The sequence below is a fragment of the Haloarcula amylolytica JCM 13557 genome (genome assembly GCF_000336615.1).
Taxonomy (GTDB): domain Archaea; phylum Halobacteriota; class Halobacteria; order Halobacteriales; family Haloarculaceae; genus Haloarcula; species Haloarcula amylolytica.
In genome coordinates, this window is the sequence record NZ_AOLW01000015.1 from 13290 (window position 1) to 29820 (window position 16531).

The 16531-nt window shown below is 65.3% G+C and carries 14 protein-coding genes; 6 read left to right on the top strand and 8 right to left on the bottom strand.

The annotated features are described in order from the left end of the window. Nucleotides 1-10 precede the first annotated feature (10 nt). Genes C442_RS06080 through C442_RS06105 form a run of 6 tightly spaced genes read right to left on the bottom strand, consistent with a single transcriptional unit; the run spans nt 11 to nt 7636 of the window. Complete coding sequence (locus C442_RS06080) at nt 11-877, bottom strand: DUF58 domain-containing protein (protein ID WP_008308749.1); 867 nt, start codon at nt 875-877, stop codon at nt 11-13. Nucleotides 878-926: 49 nt separating this feature from the next. Continuing rightward, complete coding sequence (locus C442_RS06085) at nt 927-1868, bottom strand: AAA family ATPase (protein ID WP_008308750.1); 942 nt, start codon at nt 1866-1868, stop codon at nt 927-929. Further along, nucleotides 1865-2821: a DUF7502 family protein gene (locus C442_RS06090; RefSeq protein WP_008308753.1), complete on the bottom strand. Its 957-nt coding sequence runs from the start codon at nt 2819-2821 to the stop codon at nt 1865-1867. Before C442_RS06090 ends, C442_RS06085 begins: the two co-directional genes overlap by 4 nt. Then, the gene (locus tag C442_RS06095; protein ID WP_008308755.1) at nt 2821-3480 is read right to left on the bottom strand and encodes a coiled-coil domain-containing protein; all 660 of its coding nucleotides are present in this window, start codon (nt 3478-3480) and stop codon (nt 2821-2823) included. Before C442_RS06095 ends, C442_RS06090 begins: the two co-directional genes overlap by 1 nt. Further along, nucleotides 3477-5843, bottom strand: coding sequence for a VWA domain-containing protein (locus C442_RS06100; RefSeq protein WP_008308756.1), 2367 nt, complete (start codon nt 5841-5843; stop codon nt 3477-3479). The genes C442_RS06095 and C442_RS06100 overlap by 4 nt, the downstream gene beginning before the upstream one ends. Then, a complete protein-coding gene (locus tag C442_RS06105) occupies nt 5843-7636 on the bottom strand; it encodes a vWA domain-containing protein (RefSeq protein ID WP_008308758.1) in 1794 nt (597 codons plus the stop codon). Before C442_RS06105 ends, C442_RS06100 begins: the two co-directional genes overlap by 1 nt. Nucleotides 7637-7942: 306 nt before the next feature. Between C442_RS06105 and C442_RS06110 the strand changes: the two genes are divergently transcribed. The 6 genes from C442_RS06110 to C442_RS06135 all read left to right on the top strand — a co-directional run bounded on the left by C442_RS06110 (nt 7943) and on the right by C442_RS06135 (nt 14259). Next, nucleotides 7943-8581, top strand: a complete 639-nt coding sequence (locus tag C442_RS06110; protein ID WP_008308760.1) for a helix-turn-helix domain-containing protein — start codon at nt 7943-7945, stop codon at nt 8579-8581. 229 nt (nt 8582-8810) lie between these two features. Beyond that, nucleotides 8811-9053, top strand: coding sequence for a 4Fe-4S ferredoxin N-terminal domain-containing protein (locus C442_RS06115; RefSeq protein ID WP_008308761.1), 243 nt, complete (start codon nt 8811-8813; stop codon nt 9051-9053). Then, nucleotides 9046-11541: a molybdopterin-dependent oxidoreductase gene (locus C442_RS06120; RefSeq protein ID WP_008308763.1), complete on the top strand. Its 2496-nt coding sequence runs from the start codon at nt 9046-9048 to the stop codon at nt 11539-11541. Before C442_RS06115 ends, C442_RS06120 begins: the two co-directional genes overlap by 8 nt. Nucleotides 11542-11543: 2 nt before the next feature. Further along, a complete protein-coding gene (gene dsrO / locus C442_RS06125) occupies nt 11544-12374 on the top strand; it encodes a sulfate reduction electron transfer complex DsrMKJOP subunit DsrO (protein WP_008308764.1) in 831 nt (276 codons plus the stop codon). Beyond that, on the top strand, nt 12374-13675 hold the full coding sequence (gene nrfD, locus C442_RS06130; protein ID WP_008308765.1) for an NrfD/PsrC family molybdoenzyme membrane anchor subunit: 1302 nt from the start codon (nt 12374-12376) through the stop codon (nt 13673-13675). The genes dsrO and nrfD overlap by 1 nt, the downstream gene beginning before the upstream one ends. Continuing rightward, nucleotides 13672-14259, top strand: a complete 588-nt coding sequence (locus tag C442_RS06135; RefSeq protein ID WP_008308766.1) for a TorD/DmsD family molecular chaperone — start codon at nt 13672-13674, stop codon at nt 14257-14259. The genes nrfD and C442_RS06135 overlap by 4 nt, the downstream gene beginning before the upstream one ends. Before the next feature lie 226 nt (nt 14260-14485). On the opposite strand, the gene C442_RS06140 is transcribed toward C442_RS06135, so the two are convergent. Both C442_RS06140 and C442_RS06145 read right to left on the bottom strand, forming a co-directional pair. After that, entirely contained in the window at nt 14486-15097 is a 612-nt protein-coding gene (locus C442_RS06140; RefSeq protein WP_008308767.1) for a trimeric intracellular cation channel family protein, read from the bottom strand. Nucleotides 15098-15290: 193 nt separating this feature from the next. Beyond that, the gene (locus tag C442_RS06145) at nt 15291-16529 is read right to left on the bottom strand and encodes a P-loop NTPase (protein ID WP_008308768.1); all 1239 of its coding nucleotides are present in this window, start codon (nt 16527-16529) and stop codon (nt 15291-15293) included. Between the last annotated feature and the right edge of the window lie 2 nt (nt 16530-16531).

A 16531-nucleotide genomic window follows, 5' to 3' on the forward strand; every position in this document is an offset into this window, starting at 1 on the left:
CGCCGTCTGGCTACTGTAACCAGATGCTCGCAAACGAGTCGAAGTAGTCTTCGCCGGTATCGACCAGTACGTGGTCCGCGCCGAGTGCAGTGACGCGATTCGATACCGAATCGATGTGTGCGTCGAGCCGCGACTGGTACGTTTCGGCCAGTGAGCCGCTGAAATACGACCGGCGCGTCTCGTCGCTTTCGGGGTCGGCGAACAACACGTCGCCGACGACGCCGGGGTCCCGTTCTGCTGGGGCGACCACGCGGACCAGCAGCACGTCGGCGTCGTTGCGTGCGAGCGCGGCGATGCCCGATTCGAGTTGCTCCGGCTCGGCCAAGCAGTCGCTGAACACGACGACGAGCGAGCGCGAGCGGATGCGTTCGGCGTAGGCCTCCAGCGCGGATTCGAAATCGGCCGTCCCGTCGGGCGTTACCTCGTTCAACTGGTCGATGAGCGAGAGGAGTTCCCCCCGGTTCGATTGTCCAGTGTCGATCCGGTTCACCCGGTCGCGGAACGTACAGAACTGGAAGTCGTTGTTCTCCTCGGCAGTGAGGTAGGCGAAGCCGAGCCCGAGCTTGGCGGCGTACTCGAACTTGTGACTCGCCGCGTCGCCGTAGTCCATCGACGCGCTCGTGTCGACGAGCAGGTGGACGGTCAGGCTCCGCTCTTCCTCGTACTGCTTGATGAAGTACTCCTCCGTCCGGGCGAACAGTTTCCAGTCGATACGCCGCGTGTCGTCCCCCGGCGAGTAGCGACGGTAGTCGCTGAACGTGAGCCCTTCGCCGACACGCGGGGACTGCTGGTCGCCCTGCCGAATCGAGGTCGTCTGGCGGTTCAGCGCGGCGGTGAACCGGCCGAGTTCGTCCAGAAAATCCGGTTCGATAGTCACGGCTGTCCCTCCCACGGGTCCGCCCGCCAGATTGCGTGCGTCGGGTGACTCATTCCAGCAGGTCCGCGATGAGGTCGTCCGCCGTCCGGCCCGCCCGCTCGGCCCGGAAGTCCACGATAATCCGGTGCCGGAGGACGGGCGCGGCCAGCGCCTCGATATCCTCGCCCGTGACGTGCGAGCGGCCGTGGAGGAACGCCCGCGCCTTCGCCGTCTGGACGAGCGCCATGCTCGCCCGCGGACTGGCCCCGAACTCGATGTCGTCGGCCTCGCGCGTCCGGCGCACGAGCTGGACCGCCCGGTCGCGCAGGTCGTCGGCGATGGGCATTTCGCGGACCAGTTGCTGGATTTCCTGTATCTCTGGGCGGGTGAGCGAGCGCTTGACGGGGACCTGCTCCGCGCCGGCGGTGTACATGTCGACGATGGTCCGCTCTTCCTCGTAGTCGGGGTAGTCGACCAGCAGTTTCAGCATGAAGCGGTCGGTCTGGGCCTCCGGGAGCGCGTAGGTCCCCGACTGGTCGATGGGGTTCTGTGTCGCCAGGATAAAGAACGGCCGCGGCAGTTCGTAGGTCTCGCCCGCGGCGGTCACCTGTTTCTCCTGCATCGCTTCCAGCAGCGCGGCCTGTGTCTTCGGCGTCGCGCGGTTGATCTCGTCGGCCAGCACGACGTTGGCGAACACCGGCCCTTTCTCGAAGACGAACTCGCGGCCGCTGTCGGTTTCGCGGATGATCTCGGTCCCCGTGATGTCGGAGGGCATCAGGTCGGGCGTGTTCTGAATGCGGGAGAACTGGAGGTCGGTCACCTCCGCGACGGTCCGGACCATCGTCGTCTTCCCCAGTCCCGGGTTCGATTCGAGCAGGGCGTTGCCGTCGGCCAGGATACAGATGAGCAGTTGCTCCAGTACCTCCTCCTGACCGACGATCCGCGTGCCGATCTGTTCGCGTGCGTTCGCGATCTTCTGCTGTAGTTCGTCGATGTCGTGCTCTGAGCTCATGGGTCGGTGTCCTCGTCGTCCGTGTCTTGCTCTCGGATCCTGAGATTGTACTCGCGGATGAGGTCCGCGTCCTCGACGTCTTCCTGGCCGGCGAACCCGGCCTGCTGGCTGTCGACTGTGCCACTTCCACTTCCCGGCCCCCCGGTGTCCGACGACGACGGGAACGACTGGCTCCGGTCGATTTCCTCGTCGCCGCCCGTCGAATCAATCTCGGCGGTGAGGTTCTCGTCGCCCGCCTGCACGTCCTCGCTGTCGCCGAGTATCGCGTCGCCGTCTTCGAGCCCCTCGTACTCGCTGGGCCGGTCGTTCGGCGACTCCGTCTCGACCGGGTCGCGGTCGAGTAGGCCGATGTCGACGACAGCCACTTGGACCGTCGCCAGGCTCAGCAGGACGATGACGATGAGCGTCCCGATAAGCCGCCGGCTGTCGACGAGGGCGACGCTCGAACTCCGTTTCAGGCCCGCAAGCACGTCCTCGTAGAGCCGGGTCGCCATCCGCGTTTCAGCCCCGTCCTCGACCGCGTCCCGCGCCGTTCGGAGCGCGTCGGTGACGTTCGCGTTCGCCGCCTCGAACTGCTCGACGAGTGGCTGTCGGACCCGGTACAGATACTCGCCGACGAACCAGAGCGCGCCGACGACAATGCCGACGACTGCGCCCGTCGGGAACGATAGCGCAGGTATCGAGCGGCCGACAGCCGCCCCGACCGGGTCCGTCACCGCCGTCGGAACTGACAGCTGTGTCGGGAGTTCAGTCGGCGAGAGGACAGTCAGGAAGATGTTCACCAGGAGAAAGACCAACACCGCGTCGACGATGGCGTAGATGAACGCCGCCTTCTTGCCCTCGCGTCTGACCTCGGCGATGGCGTCGGCCATGCGTTCGCGTGCCTGTGCCCGTCCGTTTTCAGGCGGCTCTTCGTCGCCGTTTTCTCCGGTATCTGTGTCGGGGTCGTCCATCAGTAGTCCTCGCAGGTCGGGTCCGGTGTCTCCATCCTGTTACAGATGGTCTCGATATCGTCTCTCAGCGCTTCGTTCTGATTTTCGAGTTCATTGATCTCGCTTTCGAGGGTGTCGATCCGCGATTCCAGGCTGTCGATATCGTCCTGCAGGTCGGATACCTGCTCCTCCAGTTCGTTGCGTTCGTCCTCTAACTCCTCATTATCCGCCTCCAGATCGCCGATTGTCGTTTCGAGGTCATCGACTTCGTCCTCGAGAGTGTCGCGCTCGTCCCGAAGGTCGTCGACTGTCCCCTCCAGTTCATCGACGCGGCCCTCGCTCTGGCGGAGCGACTGCCGGGTCTCTGCCAACTGGCTTTCCGTGGCGTTCAACTGCGACTCCGTCTGATTCAGATTGGTTGCGACTTGATCGACGTCTTCCGACCGCGTCTCCAACTGCTCCTGGAGTTCGTCGACACGGGTTTGTGTGGATTCCAGTTCGCTCCTGGTGTCGTCTAGGTTCCCCCGAAGCTCGGCGTTTTCCTGTCTGAGCTCCTGATTCTGCGAGCGAAGCTCGCTCGCGGAGTCCTGGTACAGCACCGTCGTTCCGCCGGTACCGACCATCGAGAGGACGACGAACACCACAAGCCCGAGGTTAATCCGGCGGCCGATCGCGCTCACGGGAGACCACTCTCCAGAGAGGTGCGACCGCGGTACACTTGAACACGCCGGGCGACCACCTCGCCGGTGAACAGCAGGAGCGCGCCGAGCAAGGCGAGCCAGTCCCAGGTGTCCCGAACGGTCCGGACCCGGGTGGACTTCTGGCGCGCCTCTCTGGCTATCTGTTCGCCCTGGGCCGGGCTGAAGGTCTGCCCGCCCGTCGTTTCGACGAGCGCATCGAGGCTGTCACTCGGGCCGAAGGACGCGTACTCGACGGGGTAGTTCGCCGCGTACTCGGTGTCGAGTGCGGTCTGATACCCTGCTTCCCGAGGTGTAAACTCGCCGCGATACCGGCCGTCGCCGACCTGGCGGAAGGACATGTTCGCCGCGTCCGGGCGGCTATCACCCTGGTAGGTCAGCGTCGTCGGACTCCCCACGCGGGCATCGTCGACCGCTGTGACACCGGTTTGCGTGCGCATTGGATCGCCCACGGCGTAGTTGACGGACTTCGTGACGACCAGCGAGTCCGGCCGGTCGAGCAGGCCGCCCATCGTGTTGTCCGAATCGTAGGCGGTGATCGAGACCACGCGACCCAGCCCGAACCGCCAGGAGGCGATGGCCGGCTTCCCGTCTGCGGTGGCGACCTGGTAGTCGGCCCCGGGCTTGATGCGGACATTGTTGGCCTGCCCGGGGTTGGCTGTCAATTCGACGCCGGAGGTGATGAACGTGTCCTCCGTGACGATGGTGAGGTTCTCCCCCTGGTAGCGCCGCGAGGAGCCGCCAAAGAGGAGCCGCAGCCGCTCGGTCTCGTCGGCGGCGAAGTACGAGCCGCCGGACTCGCTTGCGATCTGGCGCATCGTCGCGACGCCCACGCGCTTGCCGACGCCGACCGAGACGACGCGCGTCCCCTCACGGCCCAGTTGATTGGCGACGGCCGCCGGCGGGCCGAGCCGGTCCTGGCCGTCACTCAGCAGGATGATCGTCCCTTCGCGGTCACCCAGGAGTTCGTCGGCCCCCTGAAGCCCGACGGCGATGTCCGTCGCGCCGCCGCTTTCCAGCCGTCGGATCTTGTCTTCGGTTTCCGCCCGGTTCTGCCCGAGCGCCTGCATCTCCGAGACGCGGTACGCGTTGTGGTTGAACGCGACGACGCCGACCTGGTTCTCGTCGCCGAGCTGGTCGAGCACGTCCAGCGCGACGGCTTTCTGTATCGCGAGGCCGCTCTCGGCGCTGCCGGAGACGTCGACGAGGATGACGATGTTCGACTCGCCGCCGGTGGCGTTCCCGACGCGGACCGGGAGCATCGAGGCCACCGACGACGTTTCGTAGCCGCCGTTCTCGTAGGCGTTGTCGCCGCCCGCGACGACCAGTCCGCCGCCGTTGATGACGAAGTCCTGCAGTGCGGTGGCGTTCCCGATATTGCCCGATGGCGTGTCCTGCATGACGACAGCCGAGTAGTCGTCGAGGTCCGCCGGGACCGACGAGGCCGTCGAGACGTTGTACAGCGAGTCGAGGTAGTTCCGCAGGGGATACTCGCCCTGTGAGACGTACAGCACGTCGGGCTGTTCGACGACGCGGACGCTCTTGTAGAACACGTCGTTTCGCGCGTACTCGTCGTTGCCGGACAGCGTCGCCGTCACGCGGTGTGACCCGGTTTCCTCGAACGTGTGGTCGACGGTGAGCGTGCCGTCCGGCCGGAGCTCTCCTTCAGTCGCGGTCTCACCGTCGATAGTTACCTCCACGGGGACGGGTTCGAGGACGTTCACGCCCTGCATCGAGACGGTGTACTGTGACTGGACGCCGCGGCTCACCGTCGACGGCCCCGCTATCGCCACGGCTCGCTCTGTTCGTGGCGACTGCGGGGTGACGCTGTGGACAGTCGCGTTGAGCCCGGCGGCGTCCTCGCCGGCCGTCGCCAGGCTCCGTCCCTCCGTGACGCGGCCGTCGGAGACGACGACGACTGTCCCGTTTGCTTGGAGATTTGCCGCCACGCCGTCGCCGATCCGCGAGTTCGACCCGCTACCGATTGTCGCTCGCGTCACCGGAATCCCCTCGCCCTCGATGTCCTGTACCAGCTCGTCGGTCGTGTTCGGGTAGATACCCATGCTCGCGGATTCGTCTGTCAGCAGTGTCACGCCCGGCTCGCCCGGCGTCTCGCGGGTCTGGACGGTGTACGGTTCCATCGCGCCCAGCACGAGCAGGCAGACGATGAGCACACGGCTGGCGAGCAGGAGCCGGCGGCTCCGGTTCGAGGCCGACCGCGGCCCGCCATCGCCACGCCGGACGAGATACGCGAGGAGACCGACGGCGACCGGCAAGACGAGTAGCGGCCACAGGTGCTCGACGCCGACGGTGAGTCCCTCCGCGAGGGTGTAGGAAACCGCCATCAGAGATCACCCCGTCGGCGCAGATAGCCGACCTCGGCCAGCGCAAGTATCAGCCCGCCCAGCGCGAAGTACTCGGTCAGCGGCTGTGGCACCGACCGCTGTTCGGTCCGGGTGAGGTTCCCGGCCGTCCCGGAGCGCCGGTCGAGCGCTTCGACGTTGGTGTTTGACTCGCCCTCGTCAAGCAGCGACGCGCTCACCTGCCGACTCTCGCTCCGGTAGAGACCGACCCGCTGGAGCGGGACCGAGTTCCCGGAGACGGGGCCGGCCGGCCCCTCGACGGTGGTGTTACCGAACCGGACGGTCTCACCGGTCTCGTGGTTCAGCGCCGGGAGCTGTTCCCTGTCCGCGAGGTAATACACCGCCCGCTTCCAGAACACGGGGTACTGGTAGTTGAACTTGAAACTGGACCGGTCCTCGATGTAGCCGTAGTACATGACGCGGCCGCCGTTCCGGTCCTCGGTCGCGATGAGCGGCGTCCCGTCGCCCAGTTGCACCTGGGCCGACCCGGAGCGCAGCGACCCGGAGATGTACTCGTCCGGTGGCTGGAAGTCGATGCCACGGGTGAGCTGTGTCTGTGCCGTCTGGCCCACTGTCGCGCCCGCCCGGGTCTCGCCGGGCTCGATGAGGAGAAGGTCCCGGTACCGCTGTGGGAGGTCGTCCTGTGCCAGTACCGCCACGCCGCCACCGTCTTCGACCAGTTCGCGCCCGCTTTCGACGTTGCCGGGCAACAGTGAACTCTGGTCGACGTTGCTGTACAGGATGACGTCGTAGTTATTCTGAATGGTCGTCGGCGGCTGCCTGACCGTCACGTTCACCCGGTCGACGACCGACAGCGCGGTGGTCAGGTACCGGTTCCGGTCGTTTGTCAGCACCAGTACGTCGACAGCCGCGTCCGCCGGTGCAGCGACGTAGACGCTGTCGTCAGTCGCGAAACTGTCGCCCGGGCTGAGCCGGGCCTCGCTCCCGCCGGCCGGGACCGGCATCGTCACCGAGCCAACGTCGTCGGGTCCGAGCTGCAGTTCTCGCTGGGTGTTGCCGAGCCGGACGGTCCGGGTGACGGTCGAGTCGCCGTAGTTTTTCACCGACAGCGTTACCTCGGAGCCGGAGAACCGCCGGTCGATGAACCCGACGTTCGCGTCGCCCCCACCGTCGAACTGCTGGAGGTCGACGGAGAGGCCGCGCCCCCGCGCCGTGGTGACCGCAGTGGTCCACTCCTCGCCCGCGAAGTCGCTCAGGACGACAATTCTGGCGTTCTCGCCGGCGAGCGACGCCGCCTGCGAGATAGCGCCGCTGAGCGCTCCCGGCGCGTCCGTCGGGCTGAGCCCGTCCAGCGTCCCCTGCGCCGCCGTCGGCGTCCCACGCTGGAGCACCACCTCGCCACCGTTGGTCGTGGTGACGATGGAGGTCGTCCCCGTCACCTCCTCACGGGCGGTTGCGACGGCCCGCTGGAAGCGCGTCTGGCCGTCGGCGTCGGTCCCCATGGACGCGCTGGTGTCGACGACGATGACCGTCTCCTCGACCGTCGCTCGCTCGGAAACGGTGACGTACGGCGTCGCCAGCCCGACCGCCAGGACCAGCACGACAAGCACCTGCAACAGCAGGAGGAGGCTCCGCGAGATCCGTTCGAGAAACGGCGTCGCTGACTGCTGGCGTTCTCCGGCGACGAGAAACTGGTACGTCGGCAGCGTGAGTTCCTGCGGGTCCGGTCGGATGAGATACAGCACCACTATCGGCACCGCCAGGAGGAGAGCCGCCAGTCCCAGGGGGGCAAGCAAAACGTCCGAGAGGACCATTATCTGTGTATCAGGTGGAGGCGGCATTTATCTTGTGACTCTAGTGACACCACTGTACGTGCACCTGACGGCGGTGTCTCTCGGCCGACTCATCGACGACTATGGCCCAGCACAGCAGTACAGGCGGTTATTTTCGATCCTCCGATAACAGACGAACGCTGTCACCGACGCAATGAGTGACGCCGCCGCGGCTTCGGGAGGCTCCATTCTCCACATAGAAGAACAGGTAGAATACGCCCGCAGTCTGCGGATTTCGGCGGCGATGACAAAATGCATTTAACTGCAGATAGTCGAGTGACAATCAGAATGGGACACTCCGAAAGCGGGCCTACAGGGGCGACATCGGGGACCGCGAAAGAACGAACCCTCAAGGTTCTGTTCGAAATTGAACTGCCCGATGACTGTTCGTGCCCCCTTTCGGATCCGGATGCAGACATCGAGAACGCTCAGAACCAGATCGACGACGGCGTCTGTCACGCGGAGGTGACTGTCACCGACGAGGCCGGTACCGAGCGGGTTCTCCACTCGACAAACCAGGTCGGGGACGCCTGTCTCTGTCTCGCCTTTAGCGAGGTCGGGTGTGTCCCACGAACCCGGCGCGTAGACGGTGACTCGCTTTTCATCGAGACGTACGTCTCAGACCGAAGCGTCATCAGCGAGCTAGTCGACCAGTTGGAATCGGCCGCGAAACGAGTGCGTCTGCGACGGCTGACATCCCGACAGGACGACGCGACCGAGTCGGAGCCCGCTACAGTCGACCTTGCCTGTCTCACGACAAAACAGCGGGAAGCGGCGATACTCGCAGTGGACGAAGGGTACTATCAGACGCCCCGACAGACGACCCTCGACGAACTCGCGGCCACGCTCGACATCTCGAAATCCGCACTCTCTCAACGCCTGAACGCCGTCGAATCGAAACTCGCGACGGCCGCTTTCGACCCGTAGACTCGCCGTTTCGAGCGAGGTGCACTGACGACGGAGAGACTCCACCCAGTCACCGAACGACTTGCGCGTGAACAAAGCGTTCTCCGAGTGTCTGCTTCGGCTATGTCCCGGTTCTCTGGCACACTCTCGGTCGATCTGGCGGCGTACGGATACACCCGCCCGTATTTAAACCGCTTCACAATACAGCGCTCTCCCTACCGAGTTCCGAGGGTAACCGATAACTAGAGCCATGAATGACCCACAGCAGCCGCGGTTGACGCCGATTGATGAGTGGGAAGACGAAGCAGCAGCGATGCTTGACGGCGTCGAGTACGACACTGATTTGGGGCTACGGATGGCTCGTGACGCGATTCGTGTCTCGAACGGCGAACTGAGCGACGCCGAATTCCACGAGAAGTATCACGAGGAGCTACTGGCAGAGTTCGGTGAAGACGAGCGGCCGACCAAACCTGAGGGATTCGACGATGACTGACGACGACGGCGTTTACCGACGTGACGTACTGAAAGCCAGCGGAGCGGCTGCTGCCCTCGGTCTTGGCGGGGGCGAGTTCTTCCAGACGCTGGTCGAAAGCGGAGACGGAACCGGGCCGTCCAACCGCGACTCCGGTATCGAGAGCTACGTCGGGCAAAACGAGGTCATCCAGACCGTCTGCTCACCGAACTGTCGCGGGAAGTGTCCCATCGACGTCCACGTCCGCGACGGCCAGGTGAAGAAGGTCGAGCCACACCCGCCGGAAGACGAGCAGTACAAGCGGGCCTGTGTGCTCGGCCTTTCACACACCCAGCGTGTGTACGACCCGACGAGACTGAAGTACCCGATGAAGCGCACAGACTGGTCGCCCGACGAGCCAAATCCCGACGGACGCGGTCCGGACGCCGAGTTCGAGCGCGTCTCCTGGGACGAGGCGCTCGACCTCGTCGCCGACAAGATGCAGTCGCTGAAAGCAGCCCACGGCGCGGAGAGCGTCCTCTTCCACGCGGGGTCGGGGAACTACGGCCAGTCCAGCACGGCGTTCAATCGACTGGCCTCCCTGTTCGGTTCGACCCAGTCAGCCTGGGGCATCGACGCCAACGTCGGTCGTGGATTCAACCGGGTCACTGGGACCGGCTTCTTCCTTCCGCCGACGAACGAGGCCGAGGACTGGGAGAACGCGAACACCATCATCGTCTGGGGGTCGGACCTCTTCGCCAGCCAGTTCCAGATGGACGCCTCGAAGGTTCTCGACGCCGTCGAGAGCGGGGCGAAGCTCGTCGTGGTTGACCCGGTGTACACGACGACAGCGTCGAAAGCCGACCTGTGGCTCCCGGTCAAACCCGGGAAAGACGTGCATCTCGCCCTTGCGATGATGCACACCGTCTTCGAGGACGAGACGTACGACGAGGACTTCCTCCGGAAACGGACGACCGCGCCGGCGCTGATCCGCACGGACACCGGGGAGTTGCTCAAGGCGAGCGACGTCTTCGAAGACGGCGGCGAGAACCAGGTCGTCGCCGTCGAACAGGGCAGTACGACGCCGGTCGAACTCGAACCGGAGACCGGTGGCCCGTATGCGCTCTTCGGGGAGTACACCGTCGACGGCATCGAATGCGAGACGGCACTGACCAGACTCCGTGACCACGTGGCCGACTACGCGCCATCGAAAGTCGCGGCGAAGACCGGTGTCGACGCGGAAAACATCCGCACTGCAGTCCGATGGCTGGCGACTCGCGGCCCCGGTGGCATCGCCCCCAGCTACGCGATCGGGCGGTACAAACACGGGCACATCTTCGGCCAGACCTACGCGATGCTCATGGCACTGACCGGTGACTACGGTCGGCACGGAAACATCCACGCCCATCACTCCGGCGGTGCGACGCTCAGTACCGGTGGCTGGAGCGCGCCGGAGGACGCTGACCCCGGACCGTCGCTGTTCTTCCCCGAATACCCAGACGCGATACTCGACGGTGACCCGCACAAGGTCAGGGCCGTCTACTCGATCGAGTCGAACATGATGGGCAACCAGTTCCCGGACCGGCAGCGGTTCAGAGAGGCCATCAGAAGCCTTGAGATGTACGTGGTCGCGGACATGCACCACACGGATACGGTCCAGCACGCGGACATCATCCTCCCGGTTCCACACTGGTTCGAACAGGAGGATATCACGTCCAGCTGGGGGTCCCATCCACACATCAGCTACCGACACAAGGTACAGGAACCGCTGTGGGAGGCCAGAGACGACTACTACGCGATCCGCGGGCTCGCGGAGCGGCTCGGCTTTGGCGACCGGTTCCCGGAGACGAAACGCGAAATGCTCCGGGAACTCGCCGGTCGAGACGACGATATCGACTTCGACACGCTGTTCGAGCAGGGAACACAGAAGAAAGAGAGCGTCCCCATCGTCAAGTACACCGATGCGTTCCCCACTGAGACGGGGCGAATCAAGATGTACGACGACGACGCCCCAAGCGAGGAGGGCGTGACGTTCGACGTTCCTCGACCGCTCGAAGACCGGACAGCCGACGACTACGAAAAGGCCGACGAGTACCCGCTGATGTTCATGCAGAAGCACAGCCGGTTCCGCATCCACTCGCAGTACGAGATGCTGAACTGGGTGCGTGAGGTCAACCCCGAACCACAGCTGGACATCCACCCGACGGACGCGAAGGCCCGCGGCATCGAGGACGGCGAGTACGTCCGAGTGCACAACGACCGCGGCGAGATGATCGTGAAGGCGAAGTACAACGAGGCGTTCCAGCCGGGGCTGGTAAACACTGACCAGGGATGGTGGTCACGCGACTACGTCGCGGGCCACCACAACGACCTCACGCACAACGAGGTCAGCGAGGTCGGCCAGACGATGGCGTTCTACGACGTCCGTGTCGAAGTCGAACCGGCCCCCGATGACGTCGATACGGACAAGTACGAAGCCGATAACCCGCGCGGGGCCGGTGCCGACGCACCGCGCGCAGGAGGTGACTAACAATGACGAACTACGGCCTAGTAATCGACCAGGAGCGGTGTATCGGCTGTCAGGCATGCGCAGTGTCGTGTAAACAGGAGAACAACGTCCCGATGGGGCAGTTCTGGAACCGCGTCCTGACGGAGGGCGGCGACAAGATTGACACCCCGTCCGGTGGCTATCCCGAAGACGGCGGCAGTGGCTCGCTGGACATGGAGTACCAGCCGACGGCGTGCCAACACTGCGAAAACGCGCCCTGTGTGAAGGTCTGTCCGGTCAACGCGACGTACACCCGGGACGACGGGATCGTCGAAATCGACTACGACAAGTGCATCGGCTGTCGCTACTGTATGGCCGCCTGCCCGTACAACGCACGGGTGTTCAACTGGGACGAACCCGAGCAGATGCCCGAGGAGGGGACGGGCGACGTTGCCGCCCGGCCACAGGGCGTCGTCGAGAAGTGTACGTTCTGTAGCCACCGCGTCGACGAGGGACTCGACCCGGCCTGTGTCGTCAACTGCCCGGCCGACGCACGCATCTTCGGCGACCTCGACGACGAGGGGAGTACCGTCTCGAAGTACATCAACGAGTACGAGACGGACCAGCTCCTCGAAGACCGCGGGACGGACCCGAAGACGCACTACATCAGCGGCGAGATGAGTCCCGGTCGGCCGCAGACGTCGGATAAAATGGAGAGCGAACTCGACGATGTTTCTCCGTGGTCCGATGGAGCCGAGGACGTGCCGTCTGACGCCGACGGAAGCGACAGTGGCGACTCGGGTGGCAGCCACCACTCCATCGAGAGTGATGCAGATCCACACGTCCCGGCAGTGGGGTCCGGAGGTGATGACTGATGGCCGCTGACTCGTCACGGATCGCGATTCCGGCCTTCGGGACGAAAGGAAAGCTGTGGCTCGGTCTGCTCGCGGCCATCATGGTCGCTGGACTGGCAGCCTGGGGCTACCAACTCACCACTGGGCTTGTCGCCACGGGGATGCGCAACGTCTTCTCGTGGGGACTGTACATCATGATGTTCGTCCTGTTCGTCGGGCTGTCTGCCGGGGGACTCATCATCTCCAGTGCACCGAAGTTCTTCCATTCACACCGCTACGAGGGGTTCGCACGGCTCGGCGTGCTGGTCAGTCTCGCCTGTATCACCGTCGCGGGTCTGCTCATCCTCCCGGACATCGGTCGGCCCGAGCGACTCTACCAGTTTTTCACCTCGCCGGACTTCCGCTCGCCGATGGTGTGGGACTTCGGTATCGTCATCCTCTATGGCGTGCTAAACCTCTGGTATCTATGGCTGCTGACCCGCCGCGATCTGGCCGCCCGCGGGTCGCGACTCGCACTGGGCGTTGCTGATACCGACGCTGGGCGCGAGCGTGACCGCACGCTCATGTTCTGGACCGCAGCACTCGCTCTCCCGACCGCGGTCGCACTCCACTCGGTGACCGGGTGGATTTTCGCGACGCAGATCGGTCGGGGCGACTGGTTCAGTCCCCTCGTCGCACCGGTGTTCATCGCCAAGGCGCTCGTCTCCGGGCTCGGACTGTTGCTGGTCGTGTCGGTACTCGCAGACCGGCTCACGAACTACGAGGTCGACCGCGAGGAACTCACGAGTCTCGGGAAGATACTCGGCATTTTCCTCGCGCTTCACGTAGTGTACTTGCTCGCGGCCGAGCGACTGCCCCACGCCTGGGCGAACCACTTCGAGTTCTGGGCCATCACCAGCAGCTTCCTCATCGGCGAGTCCGTCTACTTCTGGCTCTGGACCGTCGTCGGCGGGGCAGTCCCGCTCGTCATGCTGATGATTCCATCGCTTCGGAAGCGCGTGTCGGTCATCTTCACCGCGAGCCTCCTCGCGGTCTTCGGCACGATGTTCGAGGGGATCCGGCTGGTGTTCACGGGATACGAAGTCGCTAACATCGCCCTCCCACCGGGTATCTCGACCGGTGGGGAGTATGCCGGCATCACGACAGACATCTGGGCGACTGCGGGGGCCTACACCCCGACGCTGGTCGAAGTGGCTGTCACCCTCGGTATCGTCGCCTTCGGCGCACTCATCGTCACGCTCGGCCTGAAATACGTGCCGATTCAGCGAGTCGAGAGACCGGAGTCGTACGCGACTGACGGCGGTCGACAGGAGCGACAATGAACAGACAGACTGACGCTCCCGCCAAGCGTGAGCGAGCAGCCGAGCGCGGCACAGACAGCGACGGATTCCGCTCGGATGTCGCGGCGACCTACGCCGTCCTCGCCGAATGCTGGCGGGAACCGACCGAACAGCTGGTCGAAGCCGTCGAGACCGGCGAACTGGTCCCGGTAGTCGGCGACGTTGGCTCGGTTGACCTTCGCCGTCTCAGCGCCGAGTACACCCGGCTGTTTATCGGGCCGGAAGGGCCACCGTGTCCACCCTACGAGAGCGTCTATCGCGACGGCGACGACCCGGACGAACTCGGCCCGGTCAAGGGACCAGCTACGATGGCTGTCGTGCGCTGGTACCGGGAGTTCGGCGTCCAGCCTGCGGCTGACCATCCGGACCTCCCGGACCACATTGCGACCGAACTGGAGTTCGCCGCCTATCTGGCAGAAGCGGGTCTCGACGAACGGCTTGCCCAGTTCCGTGCGGAGCATCTTGATGCGTGGGCTGACGAGTTCCTCGGCCACGTCGAGGCAGAGACGCGCGAAGCGTTCTACGCGTCACTGGCAGCCACGACCCGGGAGATGCTCGGGCAATAGCGGACCTGCGGGGCACTGATCGGGTTCGTCGCGGCGGCCGACTGTCTCCTCACCCATCTTCGCGGACAATACGCCCCCAGAGTCGTGTGCGCCGTCAGCGACCAGTATCGCGACGAGTACGAGAGACAGCTCCCGCAGCGGTCGCACAGTCGGTCACAGCGACGAAGCCCAGCGGATGCAGGAGAGCGGGGCATGACAGACGAGAACCCGGAGCGGCGGCGCGGTCCTACTGTGCGTCGCGTCGTTCCCACGCCTGGACCGTCGGGAGCGACCACCCGCGGCCGATGCCCAGCCCTCGGGCCAACAGCACCGCGAGCGCGCATCCGGCCGATGCCACACCGGCCGCCACGCCTAGCTGTGCCAGCGCCCAGAAGGCGAGGCCGCCGATGACGGCACAGGACGCGTAGAAGTCCTCGCGGAGGATGAACGGCGTCCGGCCCAGCAGTAGGTCCGATATCGCGCCGCCGCCGGCCGCGTTGACCGTCGCCAGCGCGACGACGGCAAACACCGGGAGGCCGGCCTGATGGCCCAGCAGCGCTCCGGTGGTCGTGAACGCCGCCAGCCCGATGGCGTCGGCCGTCAGGACGACCGGATGCTGGTGGCCGTCGTCGAGGAAATGCACGAGCAAAACGGCCGCGGCGACGCCGAGGAGCGACAGGGTGACTTCGCCGGGCGACTGCAGGGAGTTCGGAACGCGGTTCAACAGCAGGTCCCGCGTCGTCCCGCCACCCAGCGCCGTCATCACGCCGACGACCGTGACGCCGAATACGTCGTAGCGCTCCTCGACAGCCTTCGCCGCGCCGACGAACGCGAACCCGACCAGCCCGATAGCGTTCATCACCGCAAACGGGTCGGTCACGTTACCCCTCCGGCCCGCTGGGGCACGGCGCGTGAGCGACCCCGGGCGAGTCGACCCGCTGTCACGAGTTTCGCGGTCATTATGCTACTACTACGGGTGCGGACAATTATGCCTTTAGTCCTGTCCGTGAGGCGTGGGACTTGCTGTCACTGTCGACTGCCAGCGACCGTACTCACGGCTTGACCGTCTCCAGTACCCAGACGGACGGTGTCGCTCGGCGGACCTCGAACGGGTCGAAAGCGTCTCGTGGAGCCTCGGCGAGTCGGCCCAGGAACTGCCCGACTGGCGTCGGGTCGCGGTCGCTGACGAGGACGAACGACTCGTCGCTGTCCAGTGCGGTGAACTGCTCTCGAACCAGATCCTTGCGTTCCTGTGGCGGCAGGCCCCGGATATCGGCGGTCGGATCGACGCCCACCTCACCGGCTGTGTCGAGGGCCGATTCCACGGCATCCCCCAAATCGCTGACCGCGCTGGGCACGTCGCCGGGCGCTGGCGTTTCCTGCAGGTCGTGCGAGAACGGGAGTTCGGCCAGCACGTCGGCATCGAGGTCCGAAAGCGCGTCACCAGTGAACAGGTCGTTCGGTTCGCCACAGCAGTCACAGACGTACTCCGCCATGTTGACGACGGTGCCGAGCACCGGCACGTCGTTGTCGCGGAACAGTTCGACCGTCCGGCTGGTGTCGCTGACGCTGGCGTGAAACGGCGTCGTCACGACGACCACGCCGTCGACGGGGACCTCCTGCAGCGTCGTCAGCACCACGTCGCCCGTCCCCGGTGGCAGGTCAAGCACCAGTACCTCGTCGTTGCGCCAGGCGGTGTTCTCGAAGAGGTCGTCGAGCGCGTCGTGGGCCATCGCCCCGCGCCAGGCCAGCGGCGCGCCGCTCTCCATCAGGCCGACGCTCATCACGTCTATGTCGCCCGCTCGGACGGGGAGCGGGTCGCCCTCCTCGCTGGAGTGGACCGGGCCGCTCACCTCCAGCAGTTCGGGGACGTTCGGCCCGTGGATGTCGGCGTCGAACAGCGCCACGTCGTTGTCGGCGGCCAGCGCACAGGCGAGATGCGTGGCCACCGTCGACTTGCCGACGCCGCCCTTCGCGCTGGCGACGGCCACGACGTGGTCGAAGGACTCGACGCCGGCCTGGCCCTCGCTCGTTGGCGTCGTCCGTTCGACGTGGACGCTGTCGACGCCGTCCACGTCGTCGACCGCGTGGAGCATCGCCTGGACGACCTGGGTACTCGTCCCGCCGTCCAGCGCGGTCAGGTCGGCCTCGATAGTCACCTCACCGTCGGCCGCGTCGATGTTCTCGACGAAGCCCGCGTCGAACACGGAGAGGTCGGCGTTCGGATCGCGCACGTCTCGCAGTGCGGCTTCGATGCGGTCGGTCAGTGTGGTGGGCGTTCCGTCAGTCATCG